At 70.1% G+C, this 21,546-nt stretch carries 13 protein-coding genes and 3 pseudogenes; 1 reads left to right on the forward strand and 15 read right to left on the reverse strand.

The features are described from left to right. From AB0H32_RS35900 to AB0H32_RS35955, 12 genes are all read right to left on the reverse strand, one after another. Nucleotides 1-4,261 (reverse strand): amino acid adenylation domain-containing protein (locus tag AB0H32_RS35900; RefSeq protein WP_361129743.1); only part of this gene is annotated, 4,261 nt, incomplete at its 3' end. A gap of 42 nt (nucleotides 4,262-4,303) precedes the next feature. Beyond that, on the reverse strand, nucleotides 4,304-5,140 hold the full coding sequence (locus AB0H32_RS35905; RefSeq protein WP_361129746.1) for an SDR family NAD(P)-dependent oxidoreductase: 837 nt from the start codon (nucleotides 5,138-5,140) through the stop codon (nucleotides 4,304-4,306). 33 nt (nucleotides 5,141-5,173) lie between these two features. Next, nucleotides 5,174-6,448, reverse strand: coding sequence for a DegT/DnrJ/EryC1/StrS family aminotransferase (locus tag AB0H32_RS35910; protein WP_361129749.1), 1,275 nt, complete (start codon nucleotides 6,446-6,448; stop codon nucleotides 5,174-5,176). Continuing rightward, entirely contained in the window at nucleotides 6,445-7,617 is a 1,173-nt protein-coding gene (locus AB0H32_RS35915) for a 2-deoxy-scyllo-inosose synthase (protein ID WP_361129752.1), read from the reverse strand. The genes AB0H32_RS35910 and AB0H32_RS35915 overlap by 4 nt, the downstream gene beginning before the upstream one ends. A 61-nt stretch (nucleotides 7,618-7,678) precedes the next feature. Further along, a complete protein-coding gene (locus AB0H32_RS35920) occupies nucleotides 7,679-8,599 on the reverse strand; it encodes a phosphotransferase (RefSeq protein WP_361129755.1) in 921 nt (306 codons plus the stop codon). Then, the gene (locus tag AB0H32_RS35925; RefSeq protein ID WP_361129758.1) at nucleotides 8,583-9,413 is read right to left on the reverse strand and encodes an inositol monophosphatase family protein; all 831 of its coding nucleotides are present in this window, start codon (nucleotides 9,411-9,413) and stop codon (nucleotides 8,583-8,585) included. The genes AB0H32_RS35920 and AB0H32_RS35925 overlap by 17 nt, the downstream gene beginning before the upstream one ends. Nucleotides 9,414-9,456: 43 nt before the next feature. Further along, nucleotides 9,457-10,728, reverse strand: coding sequence for a condensation domain-containing protein (locus AB0H32_RS35930; protein ID WP_361129761.1), 1,272 nt, complete (start codon nucleotides 10,726-10,728; stop codon nucleotides 9,457-9,459). Then, the gene (locus AB0H32_RS35935) at nucleotides 10,725-12,527 is read right to left on the reverse strand and encodes an ABC transporter ATP-binding protein (protein WP_361129764.1); all 1,803 of its coding nucleotides are present in this window, start codon (nucleotides 12,525-12,527) and stop codon (nucleotides 10,725-10,727) included. The genes AB0H32_RS35930 and AB0H32_RS35935 overlap by 4 nt, the downstream gene beginning before the upstream one ends. Continuing rightward, on the reverse strand, nucleotides 12,527-14,374 hold the full coding sequence (locus AB0H32_RS35940) for an ABC transporter ATP-binding protein (RefSeq protein ID WP_361129767.1): 1,848 nt from the start codon (nucleotides 14,372-14,374) through the stop codon (nucleotides 12,527-12,529). Before AB0H32_RS35940 ends, AB0H32_RS35935 begins: the two co-directional genes overlap by 1 nt. 44 nt (nucleotides 14,375-14,418) lie before the next feature. Beyond that, a complete protein-coding gene (locus AB0H32_RS35945; protein ID WP_361129770.1) occupies nucleotides 14,419-15,459 on the reverse strand; it encodes an inosamine-phosphate amidinotransferase 1 in 1,041 nt (346 codons plus the stop codon). Next, a complete protein-coding gene (locus tag AB0H32_RS35950; RefSeq protein ID WP_361129773.1) occupies nucleotides 15,456-17,804 on the reverse strand; it encodes a lantibiotic dehydratase in 2,349 nt (782 codons plus the stop codon). Before AB0H32_RS35950 ends, AB0H32_RS35945 begins: the two co-directional genes overlap by 4 nt. Before the next feature lie 42 nt (nucleotides 17,805-17,846). Further along, on the reverse strand, nucleotides 17,847-18,101 hold the full coding sequence (locus AB0H32_RS35955; RefSeq protein WP_361129776.1) for a phosphopantetheine-binding protein: 255 nt from the start codon (nucleotides 18,099-18,101) through the stop codon (nucleotides 17,847-17,849). Nucleotides 18,102-18,433: 332 nt separating this feature from the next. Here AB0H32_RS35955 and AB0H32_RS35960 point away from each other — a divergent pair, with 332 nt between their 5' ends. Further along, nucleotides 18,434-19,414, forward strand: coding sequence for a helix-turn-helix transcriptional regulator (locus AB0H32_RS35960; protein WP_361129779.1), 981 nt, complete (start codon nucleotides 18,434-18,436; stop codon nucleotides 19,412-19,414). Between the two features lie 616 nt (nucleotides 19,415-20,030). Here AB0H32_RS35960 and AB0H32_RS35965 read toward each other — a convergent pair. The 3 pseudogenes from AB0H32_RS35965 to AB0H32_RS35975 form a co-directional block, all read right to left on the reverse strand. Further along, nucleotides 20,031-20,849: pseudogene (locus AB0H32_RS35965) on the reverse strand (IS5 family transposase). Nucleotides 20,850-20,901: 52 nt separating this feature from the next. Continuing rightward, a pseudogene (locus AB0H32_RS35970) lies at nucleotides 20,902-21,159 on the reverse strand (transposase); the annotation flags it as partial. A gap of 2 nt (nucleotides 21,160-21,161) precedes the next feature. Then, nucleotides 21,162-21,397: pseudogene (locus AB0H32_RS35975) on the reverse strand (IS701 family transposase); the annotation flags it as partial. Nucleotides 21,398-21,546 lie beyond the last annotated feature (149 nt).

Consider the following 21,546-nt stretch of genomic DNA (forward strand, 5'->3'; position numbering starts at 1 on the left):
ACCCCAGCGCGAGTCCGCGGCCCGTGACCACGAGTTCGCCCAGCACCCCGATCGGGGAGTCCGCGACCCTGGCCGTACGCACGGCCAGCGAACGGTGCGGCAGGCCTGCGGCCACGGGGGCGCCGTCGTCGGCCCCGTCGCGCCAGAGGGCGAGGCCGCTGGCCTGCGGGGTCTCGGTAGTGCCGTAGAGGTTGTGGATCCGGGCACCCGGGCAGAGCCGGGCGAGCGCGCGCGCGTCGGCGTTGCGCAGTCGCTCGCCGTGGAGGACGACATGGCGGACGGAGGACAGCCGCAGGTCCGGGCCGGCGACAGCGGTCACGATGCGGGCCAGCGAGGGGGTGAGGTGCCAGACCGTCGTCCCGGAGGCCGAAAGGAGGTCCAGCAGAGCCTGGGGGCCACCGCTTTCCTCGGGCCGCGGCACCTGCACCAGTGCCCCCAGGGTGAGCGGCAGGATCAGGTCACGGAACATCGGGTCGTGAGCGGGCGGCACGGTGAAGCAGAACGCATCCTCGCGGTCGAGGCCGAGCGCATCGCCGTATGCGGTGAACGCCTCGGGCAGTGCCTCGGCGGGGAGGACGACCACCCCGGGTGTACCTGTGGTGCCCGACGTGATCAGGGCATGTCCGGGCCTGCCGACGGTGAAGTCCGCGGGGGCGTCCGCCATCGGCGGGACACCGGCGAGGGCGGTGCGGTCGACGGCGAGCGCGGGGAAGCCCGGGGGGACCACGGCGGCACCGTCGAGGATGAGCACGATCTCCGCGCCCGCCGTTGCGATGGCGGAGGCGATCCACTCGCCCGGGGCCGCAGCGTCCAGCAGCAGCACGGGGTTTCCCGCATACCAGGCGCCCAGCACGGCCTGCGGCAGGTCGGGACGGCGCTCGGCGAGCACGGCGACCAGGGCACCGGGGGGAGCACACTGCCGGATCCGCGTCGCCGAACGCCGTACCAGCCCCTCGAGTTCACCGAACGTGACGCGGTCGGCGCCGGACCCGATCGCCGGACGGTTCGGATCCGTGGCGGCATGCCGGAGGACCTGCCGTACGAGGTCCGTGCACGTCCGCAGCTCGGAGGCGGCCTCGATCCCGGGAGAGGCGGGGCGGGGCGAGGGGGGCGGCGGAAGAAGAGTCAGTGCCTGGAGTTCGGCGACGCACTGCCGCAGGAACTCCCGGGCAACGCCCTGTTCCCAGCGATCGGTCGCGTAGACCAACTGGACCCGGTAGTCGCCCGACGCGTCCAGGTGCAGGTACAGGCCTAGGTCGAACAGCGACCAGCGCACGTCGGCCATGACCGGCCGCACCCCGAGACCGCCGAACGACCGCGGTGGGGCGGCCTGGGTCAGGTCGTTGAACCAGACCTGGAACAGCGGGTTGCGGTCCAGGCCGCGGGAGGCGCCCACGGCCCGGACGATCTCGTCGAACGGCAACGATCCGTGGTCGGCCGCCGCGAGCAGGGCGTCGGCGACGGGCTCCAGCAGATGGTCGGAGAGGGCTTCCGGCGGCGTCGCCAGGCGTATCGGCAGCGTCCGCATGAAGAAGCCGACGGCGTCGTGCGCCTCTTCCGTCTCCCGGCCGGACATCGGCACGCCGACGACGATCTCGGGCTGGCCGCACCAGTCCGCCAGGATCCGGCCGTAGCAGGCCAGGACGACCATGGACGGGGACACCCGGCGATACCGCCCGAGCTGTCTGATGAGCGCCGACAGCTCAGGGCCCAGGTCCTCCTCGACGGCTGCCCCGCGGAAGGAGGGCTGGGCCGGATGCCGCTGGAACGGCAGCTCGATCTCGGGAACGACGCCGGCCAGGGTGGTGCGCCAGAACTCCCTGTCCCGTTCCTGTCGCAGCGGATCCGCCCCGGCCGCGGCGATCACGTCGCCGTACTGGACGGGCGCGCCGCCGTCGTGGCCGGGCAGGCCCGACAGCTCGGCCGTGTACCGCTCCTCCAGCGCCTCCCACAGCAGATCCAGGGAGCGCTGGTCGGAGACGAGGTGGTCGACGACCAGGACGAGTGCGGTCCGTCGGCGCGTCGCGTCCGTCAGAGCGCCCAGGAGCGCTCTGCGCGGCCGGTCCGCGGGGAAGGGCTCGTCCGACAGAGCGCGCGCGAACTCCTGGACGCACTGGTCCCAGGGAGCGTCCCCGGCCTGGTCCACCCGCAGCGCGCCGGCCTCGCGGCTGACCGCCGCGAACGGGTGGATGCGCTGGTGGGCGCGGCGGCTCTCGTCCTCCTCGATCGTGGTGCGGAGCACCTCATGGGTCTCGACCAACCGGGCCCAGGACCGGTGCAGGACGGCGGTGTCGAGGAGTCCGTCGCAGTCGAGCACCCCCACCACGTTGTAGGCGGGCGAGTCCGGGAAGATCTGCCGGTGGAGCCACAGGCGGCGCTGGTCGGGCAGCAGTTCGGCGTGCTCCCGGTCGGCGCGGCGGGGCATGTCCGGGCGGGAGCCGGCGGGCGTCTCGGGCAGCAGCGCGCGCAGTCCGTCCAAGGAGAGGTCATGGCGCAGGAACGCGCTCAGGGGGATCCGGACGCCCCACCGGCACAGGACGCTGCCGGCCAGCCTCACGGCCGCCAGGCTGTGCCCGCCTGCCTGCAGGAAGCCGAGATCGGTGGGCTGCGGCGCGGAGCCCACCGCCTCCGCCCAGCAGCGGGTCAGCTCGTCCCCGTCCTGGTGTGGTGCGGCCGGCGGGTGGGTTTCGGCCGCCAGGCGAGTGAGCCGGCCACGGTCGGTCTTGCCGCTCGACGTCAGCGGGATTGCGTCGATGCTCCGATAGCGAACAGGCCGGTGAGCCAGGGGGAGGCGCCTTTCGACCGAGCGTCGCACCGCTGCGAACAGCCCGGCCTCGTCGTCGGTGGTGCCGGCCGCGACCACGAAGGCGACCAACTCCGTGCTGTGTCCCTGGCGTACGGGAACCACCACGGCGTCACGCACCTGGGCGCACTCCTTGATGACGTCCTCGACCGCCCCCGGTTCGACGCGCTGGCCCCTGATCTTCACCTGCCCGTCCGAACGGCCCAGGTACTCCAGGGCATCGCCCTGGATCCGGACCAGATCGCCGGTGAGGTAGACGCGGGGTACCGGACTCCACGCGGGAGCGTCCACGAAGACCGCGTCGGTCAGGTCGGGCCGGCCGAGGTAACCCAGGGCCAGCGGCTGTCCGCCGATGGCCAGCTGGCCTGTCTCGCCCTCGCCGACGGGAGAGAGGTCCTCGCGCACTACCAGCAGGGTGCAGTTGGCGATGGGCCGTCCGATCAGGACGGCGTCGAGCGGTGCACCGTCGGGTGGGCACGGCCAGAAGGTGACGTCGATCGCGGCCTCGGTGGGTCCGTACAGGTTGTGCAGCTCCGTGCCGGGCAACTGCGCCCGGAACCGCTGCACCTGCCCCAAGGTCAGGGCTTCACCGCTGCACATCACCGCGCGCAGTGACCGGCACTCCGCCACGCCCGGCCAGCGAAGGAACTCCTCCAGCATCGACGGCACGAAGTGGCAGAGGGTCACCTCGTGGCGGGTGATCCAGTCGATGATCTCGGCGGGATCGTGATGGGCCTCCGGCGGGAGGAGCACAAGCCGGCCGCCGCTGATCAGCGGAGCCCAGAACTCCCACCCCGAGACGTCGAAGGTGTACGGGGTCTTCTGCAGGACGCGGTCGTCCGGGCCGAAGGCGTACTCCTCGCACATCCACTGCAAGCGGTTGCACAGCGCCAGACTGGGAACCATGACGCCCTTGGGCCTGCCGGTCGACCCGGAGGTGTACAGGACGTAGACCGCGTGCTCGTCCGGACACGGCTGAGGCGGGTCCCACGGCCGCGCATCCGATGCGTCGGCCCGCACGACCTGCTCGACGTCCACCAGGGGTACACCGGTGTCGGCCACGACCCCGTGCGAGCCGGAGGCGACCAGGGCGATACGCGCCCCGGAGTCCCGGACCAGGGTGTGCAGGCGCTCGGCCGGGTCGTCCAAGGCCAGCGGAAGGTAGGGGGTGCCCGCCTTCAACGCGCCGAGCAGAGCGACCACGAGGGCTGTTCCGCGCGGCATGCACACCGCCACGACGTCGCCGGGCCGGGCTCCGGCCGCGGCCAGTGCCCGGGCAACCCGGTCGGAGGCCGACTCCAGCTCGGCGTAGGTCAGACTGCCGTCGGTGTCCACGAGCGCCGTCGCGTCCGGCGTGGCGGCCGACTGCTGTCTGATCAGCCCGACGAGTCCGTAGGGGACCTCCCGTTCCACCGTCGGCCCGATGAGGACCGGCAACTTCCGCTGGCTCCCGCTCACCACATCAACTCCGTTACACGACACGACAACGACGACCCGCGCTCACACGGCCAAGTGCTGTTCGACCATGGCCTCGCTGGCCTGCCACAGGCGCGCGGCCAACTTCTCGTCCCGGGCTGTCGCCGACTCCTGCGCGGGCTGCCGCTTCTCGTAGTAGGCGGCCGTGGGCGCTCCGCCCTCGTCGCCGGTCGCCAGCCACACCAGCGTCTCGGCGCCCTCCTCCGGTCGGCCGTAGTAGAAGCGTTCGAAGGGCTTCACCAGACGGAACCAGGGCGAGTCGCGGTTGAGGTCGGTGCTGACGGCGCCGGGATGGAAGGAACTGGCCGGCAGTCCCGTACGGCGGCGCAGCTCGGTGGTGAACAGGATGTTGGCGAGCTTGGACGTGGCGTAGGAGGCGGGACCGCTCCAGCCGCGTTCCATCTCCAGGTCGTCGAGGTCCAGGCGGCCGTCGACATGCGTGTCGGAGGACGTGGTGATCACCCGGCCGCCGCTCTCGCGCAGCCGCTCCTCCAGCAGCATCGTCAGGAGGAAGGGCGCGAGGTGGTTCACCGCGAGACCGAGTTCGTGGCCGTCGGCGGAGAGACGGCGACTGCTGGGCTGGACCCCGGCGTTGTTGACCAGCACATCGATCCGCGGGCACCGCTCCAGCAGGGTGGCGGCCAGTTCACGGACGGTGCGCAGAGATGACAGATCCGCGCGGACAGGTTCGGGAACCTCGACGCCGACAGGCGCGGCCTCGCGCATGCGCCGGTGGACGCGGGCCAGCTTGGCGGGGGTCTGGCCGGTGGCCAGGACGCTGTGCCCCTGGCGGCTGAGTTCGACGGCCGCCGCAGCACCGATGCCGGAACTGGCACCGGTGATGACGATGGTCTTGCCCATGGTCTCCTCGTTCTCGGTGGTCGATGGGGGGCGTCAGGCCGGCAGCTGGTCGGCGAGGCGGCGGATCTTGTCGAAGGCGTCCACGACGGCCTGGGTGTGCCCGGGGGAGCCCAGGAGCATCGGGTGGTGCAGGAGGATGGTGCGCTCGGCCTCGCGGTGGGCGACCGGCAGCTCGAACCGCGCCGGGTCGAACTTCCAGGCGAAGTCCTGGTCCGCCAGGCCCGGCAGGCGCCGCGGGTCGTAGAGCGCGTGGCCGTTGAGCGGGCGGTAAGGCGTGTGCACCCAGAACCCGAGCTCCGCGCTGAGCGCCCGGCAGACGGTGGCCGCGCTGCGGCCCGCGAAGGCTCCTGGACGCAGCCGGATCGCGTAGTGGTAGTAGGCGCGCCGGTCGTTGGCCGCATACGGCTCGATCGGCTCCAGGTCCCCCTCCGCGCCGAGTGCCTTGTCGAGGACCTCCGCCGCTGCGGCCCGGCACGCGTTCTGCTCGGGCAGACGCTCCAGCCCGTCCAGCAGCAGCGCCGACTGCACCTCGCTGATGTGCATGTTCCAGCCCTGGACGAGCGAGAGTTCCTCGAGTTCCGGGCGGCCGACCTCACGCGGGCCCAGGGTGTAGCGGCGCCCGTCGCCGCGCACCATCTCCGCGCGTTCGCGCAGCCCGGCGTCGGAGGTGACCAACAGCCCGCCCTCGCCGGCGGTCAGCGTCTTGCCCTGCTGGGCGCTGAAGGCCCCGAAGTCACCGATGCTTCCAGCGCCCGCGCCGTTCCACGTCGCGCCGTAGGCCTGTGCCGCGTCCTCGACCAGGGCGAGCGAATGACTCCGCGCGATGGCTCGCAGAGCGTCCATGTTCGCCATCGCCGAGTAGAGATGCACGGCCATGACGGCGACGGTCGCCGGCGTGATGGCAGCCTCGACCGCCTGCGGATCGATGCACAGGGTGTCGGGGTCGATGTCCACGAGGACGGGAATGGCTCCGGTCCGTGCGACGACGGAGGCCGAGGCGACCCACGTCAGACCCGGGACGATGACCTCGTCGCCGGGCTTGATGCCCAGCGCGTGCAGTCCGGTGATCAGCGCGCTGGAACCGTGGTCGACCGGCACGCACCAGCGTGCCCCGACAAACTCGGCGAAGCGCTCGGCGAGTTCGACCTCGACGGCCGGCCTGCCGGTCCAGTGGCCGCTGATGGCCCAGCGTTCACCCTTCAGCACCTGTGCGACGCGCTCCGCCGTGTGCGGCCCGAGCTGCGGCCAGCCGGGCCAGCCCCCCGACCACACCGGAGCCCCGCCTGCCAGAGCCAGTCGCCCGGTCATGCCGCGACCTCCTCGGCGATCCGCGCAGCGGCCGGCAGGAGCCCGGACACCACGTCCTCCACCAGCCGCAGCGGCACGGTCACCAGCGGCAGATCGGGGGAGCCCAGGGGCTCGCCGAATCCGCGTAGCAGGACCATGACCGCCTCGTCGGAGCCAGCGGTCGTGTAGCCGCGCTTGTTGTCGGCGCGGACCGTCGCCATGATCTCGTCCACGGTTATCCCGGCGGGCACGGTGAGCGGGGCACCCAGGGCTCGGGCGAGTTCGTCGTGCACGGCCACCTCGTCGGCCGTGAGCACGCCCAGCTCGGCCGCGATCCGGGCGGCGACGAGCATGCCGAACATGACGGCCTCACCGTGCGAGATGCCCAGGGCGCCGCGCAGCTTCTGGTCGCACAGTTCGACCGCGTGGCCGACCGTGTGCCCGTACTCCAGGATCAGGCCCGATCCCTGTTCCCGTGCGTCCTTGGCGGTGACGCTCGTCTTGGCGGCCAGGCTCTCCTCCAGCAGCCACAGCAGGGATTCCGGGGCCGTCAGGTTGCCGTCCGCCAGCAGCTTCCGCATCGCGGGAATGGCCTGGGGAGCGATCGCCAGGCAGTTCTTGGTGGCCTCGCACAGCCCCGAGCGCAGCTGCTTGTCCGGCAGCGTCCGCAGGAAAGCCACGTCCAGGTAGACGGCCTGCGGCGTGAGATAGGTGCCGAAGTGGTTCTTGCCGCGGCTGCTGTTGATCGCCTGCTTGAGGGAGATCACCGAGTCCATAGCGGCGACCGTCGTGGTGGGCACATGGACCATGCGCACCCCGCGGTAGAGCAGCGCCGCCAGGACCCCGGCGAGGTTGCCGGGCACTCCGCCGCCGAAGGCGATCACGACTGACCTGCGGGTGGCTCCCGCAGCCACGGCCCGCTCCAGGTGGCCGGCCAGATGGTCCAGGGACTTCATACCGTCGCCCGCGGGGAGCGAGAGCACCTCCACCGGGGCCAGCGCACGCAGGCCCTCCAGCAGAGTCTCGCCGTGCAGGGCGAGCACGTTGTCGTCGGTGACGACGAGGAAGCGGTCGGCGTCGTACTCGCCGAGCGCGGCAAGGATGTCATCGATGCAGTCGTGACCGTAGTAGTAGGGGTAACTCACGTCTCCGAGCCGGATCGGGCGCATGCGCATTCCCGCTGCTGCCATGGCGGAATCTCTCCTCATCTCACTGGTGTCGTCTGGGTGGTACGTGCTGCGCACGGCGGCCTCACCCCTCGGGGAGGTAGCGCAGGAGGCGACCCCACATGGCCACGTCCTCGGCGTCCTCCGTGTCGTAGGCCCGCGGTGCGCGGAACCGCGTGGTGTACTCGGCGATCTCGCTCAGCACCCACCGGACCCGGTAGAAGTCCAGGAGGGGTTCGCGGCAGTCGGGTACGTCGATGCCGAGGGTCCGGCGAACGTGGAACCAGTCCCGTTCCGGTGGCCCCCACAGGGCGCCCCCCCAGTCGGCGAGGACCAGTCCGTCCGCACCGCGCAGGATGTTGGCCGCGCTGGGCTCGCCGTGGGTCAGGACGAACGGCTCGCTCTGTGCGGCGCAGACGGCTGCCAGCTCCGCGAGCTCGTGCAGCATCGCCCGGATCGCGTCGCGGTGCGTGCGCAGCAGCCGGTGCAGGCGGGCAGGAAGGCCGTTGTCCGCGGGCGGTGGGGCGTCGGCGAAGTCGAGGGCGGCCGTCAGATCGTCACGGAAGGCGATCTCGTAGCTCTCGCAGGGTAGTTGCGCGGCCGGGACGACGGCCGTTCCGGCGCGATGTACCTGTTCGATCAGAGTGACGATCGCCGTGGCGTCCTCCGCGGTGACGCTGTTCGGGGCGAGCTGCTCCAGCTCCCGGTAGGGGAAGACCACGACCGGGTACCGGCCCACCGTGCGCACGATGCGCCCGTCGGCGCCCATCAACGGCGCCAGCACCCGCGTTGCACCGGACCGGTCGAGCACGTACGCCGCCTGGTAGGCGCCCGGTACATGGCCGCGCAGGTCACGCCGCAGACTCACCCAGAGGGCGCCGCGCCGGAAGGACCAGCTGTCCTCGCCCAGGGGGACGAACTCGAACGGCCGGGGTTCCGCGCCGTAGTGCAGGTCGATCTCGCGACCCAGCCGGTCCAGGTCGACATCGTCAGGTGGCAGCAGCACCTCGGGCTCCTTCCGGGCGGTCGTCGACAGCCGGCAAGTGGGCGGCGAGCAGGGGCCGTAGCGCCGCATGCATGGCGGCGCCGCCGTACAGCAACCACGCGGCGTCGAGCCGGCGGCCGCCCGCGGGGTCCGCGAACACGCCCCCGGCCTCGGCGACCAGCAGGGCGGCCGGCGCCTGGTCCCAGGGATTGCCGCCTTCGTCGAGCACCGCGTCGAGGCGGCCTTCGAGGAGCGCCGCGATCACGGAGACCTCGTCCTCGCACCACTGGGCATGACGGGCGATCGCCGCGGAGGCGGGTGACTCGGCCGGCGGCACGAATCCGCCGACCCGGGCTCCGGCCAGCCGGGCGGTCTGCGGCACCTTCAGAGGCTCGGCCACGGACAGGGTGTTGTCCGCGGCGGCGGCATATGCCCCGCCCCCGCGGACCGCCCACCACCAGCGGTTCTCGGTGGGCCGGGTGAGCACGGCGACGGCGAGACCGTCCTCGTCCTCCAGGGCGACGTGGGCCCCCCAGGCCCGACCCCCCGCCAGGTAGGGGACCGTGCCGTCGATCGGGTCGATGATCCAGCGGCGGCCCGAGCGCCCCGTACGGTCGCCCGACTCCTCGCTGAGCACCCCGTCCTCGGGGCGTGCGCGGGCAAGGAGGTCGCCGAGAGCGGCGTCTACCTCCAGGTCGGCGTCGCTGACCGGGGTGCCGTCCGGCTTGCTGCGGTGGGCGACCCCGCGCCGGAAGTACGCAAGGGCGATGTCGGATCCCGTCTTCGCCAAACGGTGTGCCAACTGCACGTCGTCCGCGGTGACATCGGTGTGCACGGGATTCACCTCCTTTCGGCCGCACGTGGCGTGCGGCCCGTTGTCAGATGGCGGCCAGGGGGTTCTCGAGCACGGTCAGCGCATGCCGGCCGAACTCGGCGACCACCGACCGGTCCACTCCCGCGCGCTGGTGGTTCAGACGGGCGTCGATCTGCGCCGGGGTCACGTTCCACACGACGTGCAGCGGCCGCCAGTCGCGGATCACCACGGGCACGGGTACGGCGGTGACGTCGACGCCGGGCAGGTCGGGGGCGTCCTGCGCCATGACCCGGCCGCTGTTCAGGTTGACCTTGAACAGGCGGGACAGGCCCAGTTCCTGCAGGACCAGGTCCGAGTAGACGTCGCGGTACTTCTCGGCCGCCGCCCACTGGTCCCAGATACGTCGGGCGAGTTCCACGAAGGGAACACCCGGCTCTGTCGTCACGGCGGTGAACCGTGAGTTCACGCAGTGTCCGACCAGGTGCTGCTTCCTTCGGTCCTCGCGGCCCGCAGTGTCGGTGCCGATGAGCAGCGATCGCCGGCCCGTCGTGCGTGCGACGGCAGCCGCCGTCGCGCCCAGGAGCACGGCTGACGGTGAGACCCGGGCCTGACGGGCTGCGCTGCGCAGGGCGGCGGCGGCGTGGTCCGGTACGCGCAGCGGCACGTGGCCGAGCACCAGGGGCGGCTCCTCACCGGACGCCGTGGGCGCAGGCCAGGGCACCTGGCAGGAGAAGCCTTCGGTGGCTTCGCGCCAGAAAGCCACCGCGTCCGGCAACAGGGTGGATGCGAGAGCGCGCTGTTCTGCTGCGAAGTCGGCGTAGCTCAGAGCCAGTTCCGGCAGCAGGGTCGGCCGCTTCTCCACTCGTGCGGCGTAGCACTCCGACAGTTCCCGCCACAGTACGGACAGCGACCAGCCGTCGTAGATCATGTGATGGATCGTCAGTGACAGGAAGAGGCCGCCGGACAGGTCGTGCAGCCGAGGCCGGAAAAGCGGCGCCCCCGACAGGACGGCGTCGGCGCCGTGCCGGCCGGCCGCGAGGGCGTCGGTCAGCGTCGCCAGGTCACCGTCGGCTCGGGACTCGTCAAGGGCCGCCAGGGGCTCGGGGTGGATCTCCTGCAGGTACTCGTCGGTACGGCGGCGGATCACCGTTCGCAGCGCGGCGTGGCGCCGGGCGACGTCCTCCAGTGCTCCGGCCAGGGCGGCGCGGTCGACGGGGCCGTCGAGCCGGAAGAGGCAGACGAGGTCGTAGCGGTCGACACACTCGGGGAAGCCGAGCAGGTTGCGGACCATCTCGTCCTGCTGAGGGGACAGCGGGGCCAGTGTCGTGCCTGTCATCGTTCCCCCCTCTCCGCGTACGCCGTTTCCTGGATCCCGTACAGGTCGGCGTAGCGGCCCTGGAGCCGCATCAGCTCCTCGTGGGTGCCGCATTCGACGAGTCGCCCCTTGTCCAGGACCAGGATCCGGTCGGCTCCGGTGACGGTGGAGAAGCGATGCGAGACGATCACGGTGACTGCCCCGGTGGCGCGCGCGAGACGGCGGGCCCGATCCATGTACCGCTCGAAGATCACCTGCTCGCTCGGTGCGTCGAGGGACGCTGTCGGCTCGTCCAGGATGAACAGCAGAGGGTCGTGGCGCATGGACGCCCGGGCCAGGGCAGTGCGTTGCCACTGCCCCTCGGACAGGTCGACCCCGTCCAGTTCGCGGCCCAGCTGGGTGTCCAGCCCTTGGGGGAGGGCGGCGAGGAGCGCTTCGGCGTCCGCGTCGCGCGCCGCTTCGGTGATGCGCGCGCGATCCTCCAGGCGGGGCAGGTCGCCCAGGCCGACGACCTCCGAGAAGCGGGTGTGGAAACGGCCGAAGTCCTGGAAGGCCGCGCTGGACCGGGCCCGCCACGCCTGGGTGCCGAGGTCGGCCAGGTCGGTCCCGTCCACCGTGATGCGCCCGCTGTCGGGACGGTAGAACTTGCCGAGCAGCTTGACCAGCGTCGTCTTGCCCGAGCCGTACTCGCCGACCACCGCCACCACGGACCCGGCGGGCAGGTGGACGCTGAGGTTGTCGATGGCGAGCCGGTCGGTTCCCGGGTAGGCGTAGCTCACGTCCCGCAGCTCTATGCCGGCGTGCAGCGCGGCGGGTGCGACGAGGCCCTTGCGGGCGGCGGCGTCCTCCTCGGCCACGTACCTGCGCAGCCACAGGTAGGGCTCGATCAACCGGCCGGCGCCGGCGGTCGCGGTGGTGCTGACGACAGTCGTCTGCACGCTCTGCCGCAGGCTCGCGGCGACCGTCACCGCGAGGACCAGGTCGCCGACGGTGCCGTGGCCGTGCGCGGTGCGGTAGGCGACCAGCCCGAGCCCGCCCACGAAGCCGGCGACGAAGAGCACCCAGCCGGTGAACTTCCAGGCCGCCGCGGTCAGCTGGGCCCGGTACCGCGGGCCCATTGCGGCCTGCCAGGCCTCAAACTGGCGCCGCGCGAGGTCGGGACCGGCGCCACAGACCCGTATCTCCTTGCCGCTAGCCGCCTGTGCGGCAAGGTCGGCGAGGTGCTGCTCCAGCCGTTGGTCCTCCGCGGTCTCCACCTCGACGCGCTTCACCACGGCCTGGCCGCGGTGGTCGCACCACACGGGCACCGCGGCGACCAGCAGCAGCAGGAGCAGCCACGGGCTGACGGTCCCCAGCAGCAGCATGACGAGGACGAGCTTCGCGACGCTGGAGACGGCGAGCAGGGCGTTCCACATGCTCGCCACCAGCTGGCCCGTGCCGGCTCTGACCAGGCTGACGCGGTCGAGGAAGTCGGTGCGTTCCAGATGCTCGAGGCCCTCGAGGCGCGCGATGTCCCGGTGCACGCGCGGGTGCAGGTCGAGCCGGCCCACCCGGTCCGTGGTGGTGATGCGGAGCAGCCCGGAGGTGTCGTGCAGTACCAGATTGAGGGCATAGGTCAGACCCGCGGCGACGGCAGCCGTCACAGCACCGGTGGTGTCGCCCCGGACGATCGCGTCGACCGTGGACCGCAGGGCCAGCGCGCTGGCCGCCACCGCGACGACCGACAAGGCGATCGAGGCCAGAGTGGCCGCTGTCAGTCTGCGTTGGCGCTGCCAGGACAGGGCGAGCAGTTCGGCCCACAGGGCCAGGTAGGCCTTCATCACACTCCCGCTTCTTCGAGCCGGTCGTCGTGTCCGCGCCGGAACCGCTCCGCCTGGATGGCGAACATCTCGGCGTACACGCCCCCCAGCGCGATCAGTTCGTCATGCGTACCGGCCTCGGCGATCCGGCCCTGGTCCAGCAGGACGATGCGGTCTGCCTGCCGTACGGTGGACAGACGGTGGGAGATGAGCACCACGCTGGTGTCGCCGCGATGCCGCGCCAGGCGCTGGAACACGTCGAACTCCGTGCGCACGTCGAGGTGGGCGGTGGGTTCGTCCAGGACGAGGAGACGCGCGCCCTGTTTCACGGCGTACAGCGCACGGGCCAGGACCACCTGCTGCCACTGGCCTCCCGACAGGTCGACACCACCGCTGCGGGAGCGGGCGAGAGGGGTGTCCCAGCCCTGTGGGAGCCGGGCGATGACCTCTTCGAAGCCGGAGTCCCGGGCCGCCGCCTCGAGCAGCGCGGGGTCGCGGGGGGCGCCGGCCTGCCCGAGGGCCACGTTGTCGGCGGCGGACAGGTGGTAGCGCACGAAGTCCTGGAAGACGACGGACAGCCGGGTGCGCCAGTCCTTGAGGCTGTGGCGGTCCAAGGGGATGCCGTTGACGCGGATCTCTCCCTCGGTGGGCCGGTACAGGCCGGAGAGCATCTTGATCAGCGTCGACTTGCCGGCGCCGTTCAGTCCGACGATCGCCAGGAGTTCGCCCGGCTTGATCTCCAGGTCCAGGCCGTCCAGCACCTGGCGGTCGGTTCCTGGATACGAGAACGAGACCTTGTCGAAGACGACCGACGGAGGAGAGGCGAGGCCATCGGCTGCCAAGGGTTCACTCCCCGGGGCGGTCTCCGCGTCCGGGTCGGCGATGGCCTCGCGCAGCTCCGCGAGCGCCTTCAGCACCCGTATACCGCCCACGATCTGGTACATGTCCGAGTTGGGGCCGAGCACCTGGAAGAGCGACCAGCCCGCGGCGAGCACGGCCGTGGCGACGGCCACCGTGCTGTGCTTGTGTGCGGCGTCGAGCGAGACGATCACGTATGCCGGGATCAGGCCCGCCGAGACCAGCAGGAGCTGCTTCCAGCTGGCGAAGAGCATCCGCGTGATGTAGCCCCACAGCGGTGCGTTGGCCTCACGGATGTGCTGCTGCATCCGCTCGACCATCCAGTCGGCGAAGCCGAACACCCGTACGTCCTTGCCCTCGCCGGGCGAGACCGCCGCGCGCCTCCAGACATCGGCGTGCAGTTCCCCCTTCGTCGCCCCCTGCCACAGCTGAGACAGGCCGAAGTCCTGCCGGGTGCGCACCATCCGGTTCAGGGCTGCGGGGACCAGGACCAGCGGGATCAGCCACCAGGCGTAGCTGAGAAGCACTCCGCATGCCGCGGCGGCGCCGACCAGGCCGCACAGCCATCGCAGTTGTCCGAGGGCGGCGTCGGAGGGCGTGCAGTCGTAGCCGCGGCTGCGGTCTGCCATCGCTTCCTTGATCAGGGCCTGCACCGCCGGACGTTCGAGGGCCGCGTAGTTCTCGCCGCTCGTGGCTACTTCACTGACCCGGGCTCGGTGTCGGCCGTCGATCCGGCTCGCGGCGAGGAACGTCAGCGGGCCGGTGGCGGCCGTGGCGAGATGACCTGCGGCGAGGACGGCACCGAACAGTGTCAGTGGTGCCAGTGCCGCCTGGAAGACATCGGGGACACCGGCCGCGTCCAGCTTTCCGACAAGCAACGCCAACGCGGCTGCGGTCGCGGCCGGCACCAGGTTCTCGACGAGCAGGGCGACGCTCAGCGTGGCCACCACCGAGGTGCCGGCCGCCTTGAGCACCGTGAACAGGTGGAGCCGGTCCTTGACCGCTTCCACGGGACCTCCAAACGTAAGGCGAGGGTGATTCCGGGGCGCCGCGCCTACCGGTAGGTCTCCAGACCGCCGGTGCGCCGGATGTCCAGAGAGACACAGTGGAAGGAGCCGCCCAGCGTCCTGGCGTGGGTCAGGCGCTGCGGCAGGACGTCGACTCCGTGCTTCTCCAGCGTCCGCAGCAGCTCGGGCTGGCGGTCGTCGGCCACGACCAGGCCCGGCTTGAGGACGAGGAGGTTCATACCGATCCAGGTGGAGCAGTAAGGGCGTTCACCCTCGAAACCGATGTCCTCCAGTTCGGGGCACCAGATCTTCTCCCAGTCGCGCAGGAAGCCCGGCATGTTGTCGTCGTTCACCCGCTCGGGGTTGAGCAGGACCAGGCCCGGACGCAGCGGGACGATCGTGGAGTCCACGTGGGTGGAGGCATAGAGGTCACGGCACGGGTGAACGGTGTACTTGTCACCGAGGACGGACTGCAGCCAGCGCCAGCCCTTCTCGTTCCCGCTGTCGGAGACCAGGTAGAGGATGTCCGTGCCGAACCGCAGGACGTTTGCGGCGTCGAAGGCCGGCTCGAAGTCGAGCAGGCGGTGCCCCGCCCGGGCTGTTGCGTCGAACATCTCGTCGGTGAGCCGCGGCTTGGGGGCCGAGATCCACTTCGCACCGCTGTCGAAGTACTCGATCAGCATGTTCTTGTACGCGAAGGGCTCCAGGAACCGGGAGCGCAGGACCATCGGGGTCTCGATGACGGTGTCACCGATGGTGAGCAGGACGTCGCGCGGGCAGTAGTTGTAGAAGCCGTCGGTCTGCCAGTCCGGAGTGCTGATCGTGCCCGCCAGATCCGTCGGATCCGGCCTGCGGACGGTGATACCGAGCCCCCCGAGCGACTCGCACAGCCGCTCCAGATCGTCGCGGGTCTCCTCGAGCACGCGCTGGGACACCGGCCCCGAGGGGATCCTGTCGGCCGAGCCGTACTGGGTGAACTCTATGGCGAACAGGTCCGTGCCGGGGCGCGGTACCCGGGCGCCCTCGATGGAGCCGATGACCACTTCCTCCAGCGGGTCCCATTCGTTGTGCGCGTTGACCAGGCTCATCTCGTCTTCTCCAAGGTGGGGCTGGCGACGGCTGCGGCAGCCGGTCGCGGGTCGGTGATGTGGAAGCGCAGCTCGCCGAAGTAGCCCTCGCCGTCCGGACCCGGCACCCACGCCTCGGCGGGGTCGGGCAGCATCTCCGTCACGGTCAGGGCGACATCGCCGTTCTGCCTCTTCAGCGCGGCGCGCAGCGAGGCGCAGAGCGCGGAGACGTACAGCGGACTGGTGAAGTCGACGTACAGCGGCTTGGCCTCGGTCGCGATCTTCACGAAGCAGCGTTCCGGTAGTCCCAGACGGCTGCGCCAACGGCGAGCGGCCAGGAACTCGCCTGCCTCGTCGCGGACCTTCGTCAGGTCCGTGGCTTCGCAGGTCGTCCGCCATGTCTCGCGGACGACAACCAACTGGTCGATGACGAGCCTCGGAGTGTGCTCAGCCGGGGCCACCAGTTTGAACGCGTCCGCGGCGATGGTGGATAGGAACGCGGAGAACACCTCGGTGAGCGGAAGTTCCCGCCCGTCGACGCTGACGGTCAGCGCACCGTCGCGCAGCATCACCGGGATGCCGCTCACCGGTGTCGTTCTCGTCAGATCGGCACCAGGGGCGGGGGCGAATCCGAGGAAGTGGTCGCTGCCGGCTCGTTCGAAGGGCACGAGTCTGCCGGCGTTTCGTGGCCAGACGGCGGGGAAGAGCGGCATGACGCGCCGCACTCCGTAGTCCTGCGTGGCCTGTTCCGTGACCCATTGCGGATCGGCCCTGGCCCAGCTGAAGAGCTGTCCCTCCATGGTCGGTACCGCTGCGTGGAGTTCGCCGAGCACGACGCGGTAGTCGCCCTCGTTGACCGCTTGCAGCGAGCGGGCACAGATCTGCAGGTCCGGACTGTGGAGGCGAGCCGCGGACCATCCTGGCCTGTCCGCGGGGAAGACCTCCTCCACCTGCTTGGACAGGTCTGATGCTGCCCAGCGCAGTTCACGGACCTCGCGCGTGTCGACCGGCAGATCGAGCAGGCGTGCCCAGCGGTCGGCGAACTCGTCGAGTACCGCCTGCGCGGGACTGGGCCCGCTGCCCATGAAGAGGGACAGCGCCTTGTACCAGACGTCGCCGAGCGTGACGCCCTCGCCGTTGCCCGAGGCCTGCGCGTAGACGTGCAGGAGCTCGCGTTCGTAGGCCTGGGCGAGCGCGGCTGTCAGCCAGCGGGCCGCCTGTAGGACGATCGCCATCGGTGGCGCCAGCTCGTCGAGGAACCGCCGTCCCAGAGTCAGCCGAAGATCACGCGTCGTGTCCTCGTAGCACAGGCCGCGCCCTGCGTAGACGGCGCCGCTGTGCCGCCGTGGTTCGCACCCGGTGAGAGCGGTGAACTCCTCGGCCAGCAGCCTGAGTGCCGCGGGCAGGGCATCTGCGTCGTCCGCGGCAGCCGCCACCTTGTCCCGTGCATCCGTCAGTCGGCGCAGCCCGAGTGCCGCCCGCTCTCGTGCCGCCGGGTCGCCGATCGCCGCGATACGCGCTTCGAGTACCGACTCGGCAGTTGTGTCAAGCGGTAGATGGGCGTTCCAGGTCAGCAACTTCCGCTCCGCCAGACGAGCCATGGCCGCATACACATCGGCGGGCTGCTCCAGGTCGGGCACGTCTGTGGCGACCAGCGCCTCGGCGATGTGCGACGCGGGCCGTGAACCGTCGCTCGCCGCCAGGATCTCCGCTTCCGTGGCCGAGACCGCAACGGACGGCAGGCCGGGGCGGTGCAGCTGTCGCCCGTCCAGTCGATGGTGCGGCTGCCGTGCGGGCGGTAGCCACGGGCGGATCTCCGGGTCCCGGGCCAGTAGGTCGCCGTAGGCCAGCACAGCCCAAGGTTCAAGGAATACCCTTCGGCCGTCGGTCAGGCGGTCTCCGACCGTCACGACGGAGTCGGGTGACGTCGGATCCAGGCTGATCCACAGCGACGGGCCGAAGAAGCCGATGGTCTCGGTCTTGGCGCAGTAGCGCTGCCAGAACCTGCTGAGCTGCTCCTCCCGGTAACGGCGCTTGGCATTGCGGCGGATCGGCTCCTGGTTGCGGAGGAGCGAGTCCAACAGGGTGACGATGGCGGGGCTCTGCCAGGCGATCGCCTCGCGCAGGCGCGGGTTGGCCGCCACACGGTTGACCTCGGTCGACGTAAGGGCGACCGCCACCCGAAACGCCTCGAGGAACGTCTCGTGGTCCGCGTCGCCGGCCAGGTGCGCGTCGGCCGCAGCGACGCAGTCCGGCGCGGCGAACCGTTCCAGACCTGAGGCCGGGAAACCGGTGCTGCGCAGTAGGGCGTCACGCCAGATCAGCCATTCGCTGTCACCGAGCCTGACGTGGTGCGGCAAAGCCATGGGTGCCTTCCTGTCAGATGATCTATGCGCGCCGAGGTCGGACTAGGTGTTCTGCGGGGCGGCACCACGGATGGACGCGACGAGCAGCTCGTGGACCTCCCGGATGGTGTCGGCGAGGATGATCTCCTGGAGGTCGGCCTCCGCTCCCCAGCGCTCTTCGGCGACGATCGCGACCTGCAGAGCGATGAGGGAATCGCCGCCGAGCTCCACGAAGTTGTCGTCGGGTTTCGGCTCGGTAACCCCGATCATCTCTCCGATCAACTGAGAAATATCTCCGAATTCGGGCAGCCTGCTCACTGAAATTCCTCCGGCTTCGAAAGTGTCAACTGCCGATGTGGGGCTGCTCAGTCCCATCCGACGTCGCGGGCAGAGGTCGCGGCAACGGTCGTGTGGTGGTCGAAATTCTCCGCCCCCGCCTGCACTGCGAAAGCGCTCGCCATGACCAGTGTGAGAATGGCAATGAGTCTCTTCATTATTTCTCCCCTCCCCAGGATCGTGGGCCGACCGGTGGTCTGCCCGATCGACGAGATCACTGTTGCAGGCAAGATCATTGCGCCATAGCCGGTGCCACTATCATCATGTTCGCCACGACAAGTTGATGGTGCGCAAATGGGGGGAAAGTGGACAAAATGGACGTCTTGGAATGGCCGATTCTCGGTTCTGAAGCCGCTGAGCTGTTCATGGCGTTGTCCAGCGGGCGGCGACCCGGGGAGGTGGGTGCCCAGGCGTGGCTGGAGTTGAAGTCCCTGGGCCTGGTCGCAGGAACCCCGGACACCCCCCGCCTGCGCGACCCTTCGCTCTTGCTGCGACGAGCGGAGAGCGAGCTGCATCAGAAGGCCGCCGAGGTCGAGGCCCAGGTGGTGAGCTGCCGCGAGCAGCTCAGCCCGCTTGTTGCCGCCTTCGCCGCCTGGCAGGAGAGAAGCGATTCGTCAAGTTCCGGATTTGAAGTGCTGTCCGGATTCGACGAAATCAACGCGGTCATCACTGAGGCGTTGCGCGATGCCAGGACCGAGGTTCTCACGGCTCAGCCCGGTGGCGGCCGGTCCGCCAGCACCCTTGAGGATTCCCTTCTGCGCGAAACGGAGCTGATCCAGCGAGGAATACGCGTGTGCACGCTCTATCAGCACACGGCTCGCTTCAATCCGGCCACGCGCTACTATGTGGAGCGGATTTCTGATATCGGCGGCGAGGTGCGCACCCTCGATGAATTCTTCGACCGCCTCATCATCGTCGACCAAACCGTTGCCTTCATCCCGTGTGTGGACGACAGGTCGTCTGCCCTCGCTTTGCGGCACCCGGCTGTCGTGAGATTCCTGAGAGGGGTGTTTGATCGTGCCTGGATACGCGGCATCGAATTTTCCGCCGAAGAGCCGCGCGAGATATCGCGGCAGACCGTGGACAGCACCCGCCTCACCGTCGCCCGGCTCCTCATGCAGGGTCACACTGACGACGTCGGCGCCCGCCGTGCCGGCCTGAGTATCCGGAATTACCGCGAGCACGTGAAAAGCCTCATGAACCGCCTCGGCGCGCAGAGCCGCGCCGACCTCGGATTCCGCATCGCCCGGTCGGGACTGCTCGACGGGATGGAAGGCCTCGATGACGGTGAGTGAACCGCCCGGCCATTCGTCGGCCCGTGACAGTCGGTCTGGGAGCCCAATCCGATGTGGAGGATGAGGATATGGCTCCAGACTGTCACCGGGACGGCCACGCGGCGCCATGACGATCAAGGGAGTGGGCCTTGCCCCTCCAGTCCTCGCGCGGGCTCCTGCTCGCGACCTTCTCCCAGGTATTGCGCCCACAAGTCAGCCATGAAGGCTTCAGCCTGAGGCGTGTCGAGGTGACGGCGGGCGGCGACCTGTTCATGAACCTCGCCTTCGCTGATGGTCCCACTGCTCCGGGCGCGCCAGGTGTCGTGCAAGCGTTGGATTTACGGTGCTCGGTGGCAGCTCCCACGTTGCATCCATCCCTGTGGTGGCGTGATCTCCAGAACGCCACCAAAACCAAGGGTGACGTTCCTGGCCGTCACCGAGCTGAGGCGCTGCTCGCTCAATCGATCTCTTCACGCACTGCTCACCTACACATCGGGGAATGGTCAAGCGATCTTCGCGCTTGAGCCAGGCCCGACTGCACGACGCGAACTCGTCGTCCGGGGCACCACCGAAGGCCTGGATGCCGCCCGCGCCCGCAGGGATGGTGCCAACATGGCCGCTGGTCCAAGACCGTGTCCTACGGGGTGAGGCGGAGGAGCCGCTTGTAGCAGCAGAGGGCGGCGGCGAGGCCGAGAAAGGCCAGGTAGTTGTGGGGATTGCGTTCGTAGCGGGGCTCAGTCGGCGGTAGCCGGACAGCCACGACATGGTCCGCTCAATGACCCACCTGCGTCGCCCTAATGGTTCGCTGGATTCGATGCCTTTCCGCGCGATGCGTACTCCGATGCGCTTCCATCTCAGCCATGTGCGCAGGTCGGCCCGGTCGTAGGCTTTGTCGGCATGCAGGCGCTGGGGCTTGAAGTGCCGGTCCTTGTGGGGGTCGTGTCTCGTTTGGTGGCCATCGATCATGGGCCTCAGCCCTTCGCTGTCGTGGGTGTTGCCGGCCGAGATGCCGACGAGGAGGGGCAGTCCGTTCGCGTCCGACAGGGATGTGCATCTTGGAACCCGGCTTGCCCCGGTCCACGGGACTCGGACCTGTGTGTTCGCCCCCTTTTTTCGCCCTGACGTGGGCGGTGTCGGGGACGACGCGGGTGACGTCGATGAGGCCGGCGTCGTCGAGCCGGTGCAGTACGGCTTCCTGGAGGCGGCCCCAGACGCCGGCTCTGGACCAGATCAGGAACCGGCGGTGAGCGGTCGACTTCGATATGCCGAAGCAGGGTGGCAGTTGGCGCCAGGCGCAGACGCTGACAAGGACGTAGATGATGGCCGCGAACAGCGTCTCATCAGGAGTGTCCTGCGTTCCACCGCCCTGCGGTCGCACTCTTGACGGTGGGATCAGCGGCTTCGCGATCTCCCACAGCCCGTCAGGAGCAATCCAACTCCACGTAACCCGCCCCATACTGAACCCAGCGACCGCCTCACCACGTAGGACACGGTCTTAGGGGATCGTCTCATTTGGCGAGGCTGCGGTAGCAGATGAGGGTGCAGGCGATGGTGGTGAAGGCCGGGAAGTGGTCGGCTTTGCGTTCGTAGCGGTGGTGGAGTCGGCGGCATCCGGGGAGCCGGGACATGGCGCGTTCGACGGTCCAGCGGTGGCGGCCGAGTCGTTGTGAGGTCTCGATGCCCTTGCGGGCGATGCGGTGCCGGATGCCTCGGCCGGATAACCGTCGCCGCAGGTGGGCGCAGTCGTAGCCCCTATCGGCGTGAAGGCCTCGTCGTGGAGGTGCTCGACGGCGTATTCGCGCACGTCGTCGCGGACCTCATCGGCGTCCCACGTGGCCCGGCCGAGCAGGTGTTGCATACCGTGCGGGGTGGCCTCGCCGGCCACTCGGCGATGGTCCAGCAGTTCTTGCGCGGCAGGTCGGGCAGCAGGCCCAGCACCAACCGCCCGGCTCGCAGACGGGGTTCGACCCGGGCGAGCCGGGCAGCGACCCGGCCCTTGGCCAACTCGAACGCCTCCCGCCAGCGGGCGGGATCCGGTGGTTCGTGGGTGACCACGAAGACGTGCTCCCCGGCAGCGGCCTTGCCGTTCCAGCCGTTGGTCAGGTCGATCGAGCGGGGATCCACCTGACCTGGGATCAGCAGGAAACCAGATG

The organism is Streptomyces sp. NPDC020362, from assembly GCF_040642095.1.
Lineage (GTDB): Bacteria > Actinomycetota > Actinomycetes > Streptomycetales > Streptomycetaceae > Streptomyces.

Bases quoted from the DNA above. Each gene is read 5' to 3' on its own strand.
- AB0H32_RS35910 (WP_361129749.1), bottom strand. From the start codon at position 6,448: ATGACCGGGCGACTGGCTCTGGCAGGCGGGGCTCCGGTGTGGTCGGGG.
- AB0H32_RS35905 (WP_361129746.1), bottom strand. From the start codon at position 5,140: ATGGGCAAGACCATCGTCATCACCGGTGCCAGTTCCGGCATCGGTGCT.
- AB0H32_RS35960 (WP_361129779.1), top strand. From the start codon at position 18,434: ATGGACGTCTTGGAATGGCCGATTCTCGGTTCTGAAGCCGCTGAGCTG.
- AB0H32_RS35930 (WP_361129761.1), bottom strand. From the start codon at position 10,728: ATGACAGGCACGACACTGGCCCCGCTGTCCCCTCAGCAGGACGAGATG.
- AB0H32_RS35950 (WP_361129773.1), bottom strand. From the start codon at position 17,804: ATGGCTTTGCCGCACCACGTCAGGCTCGGTGACAGCGAATGGCTGATC.
- AB0H32_RS35935 (WP_361129764.1), bottom strand. From the start codon at position 12,527: ATGAAGGCCTACCTGGCCCTGTGGGCCGAACTGCTCGCCCTGTCCTGG.
- AB0H32_RS35915 (WP_361129752.1), bottom strand. From the start codon at position 7,617: ATGGCAGCAGCGGGAATGCGCATGCGCCCGATCCGGCTCGGAGACGTG.
- AB0H32_RS35945 (WP_361129770.1), bottom strand. From the start codon at position 15,459: ATGAGCCTGGTCAACGCGCACAACGAATGGGACCCGCTGGAGGAAGTG.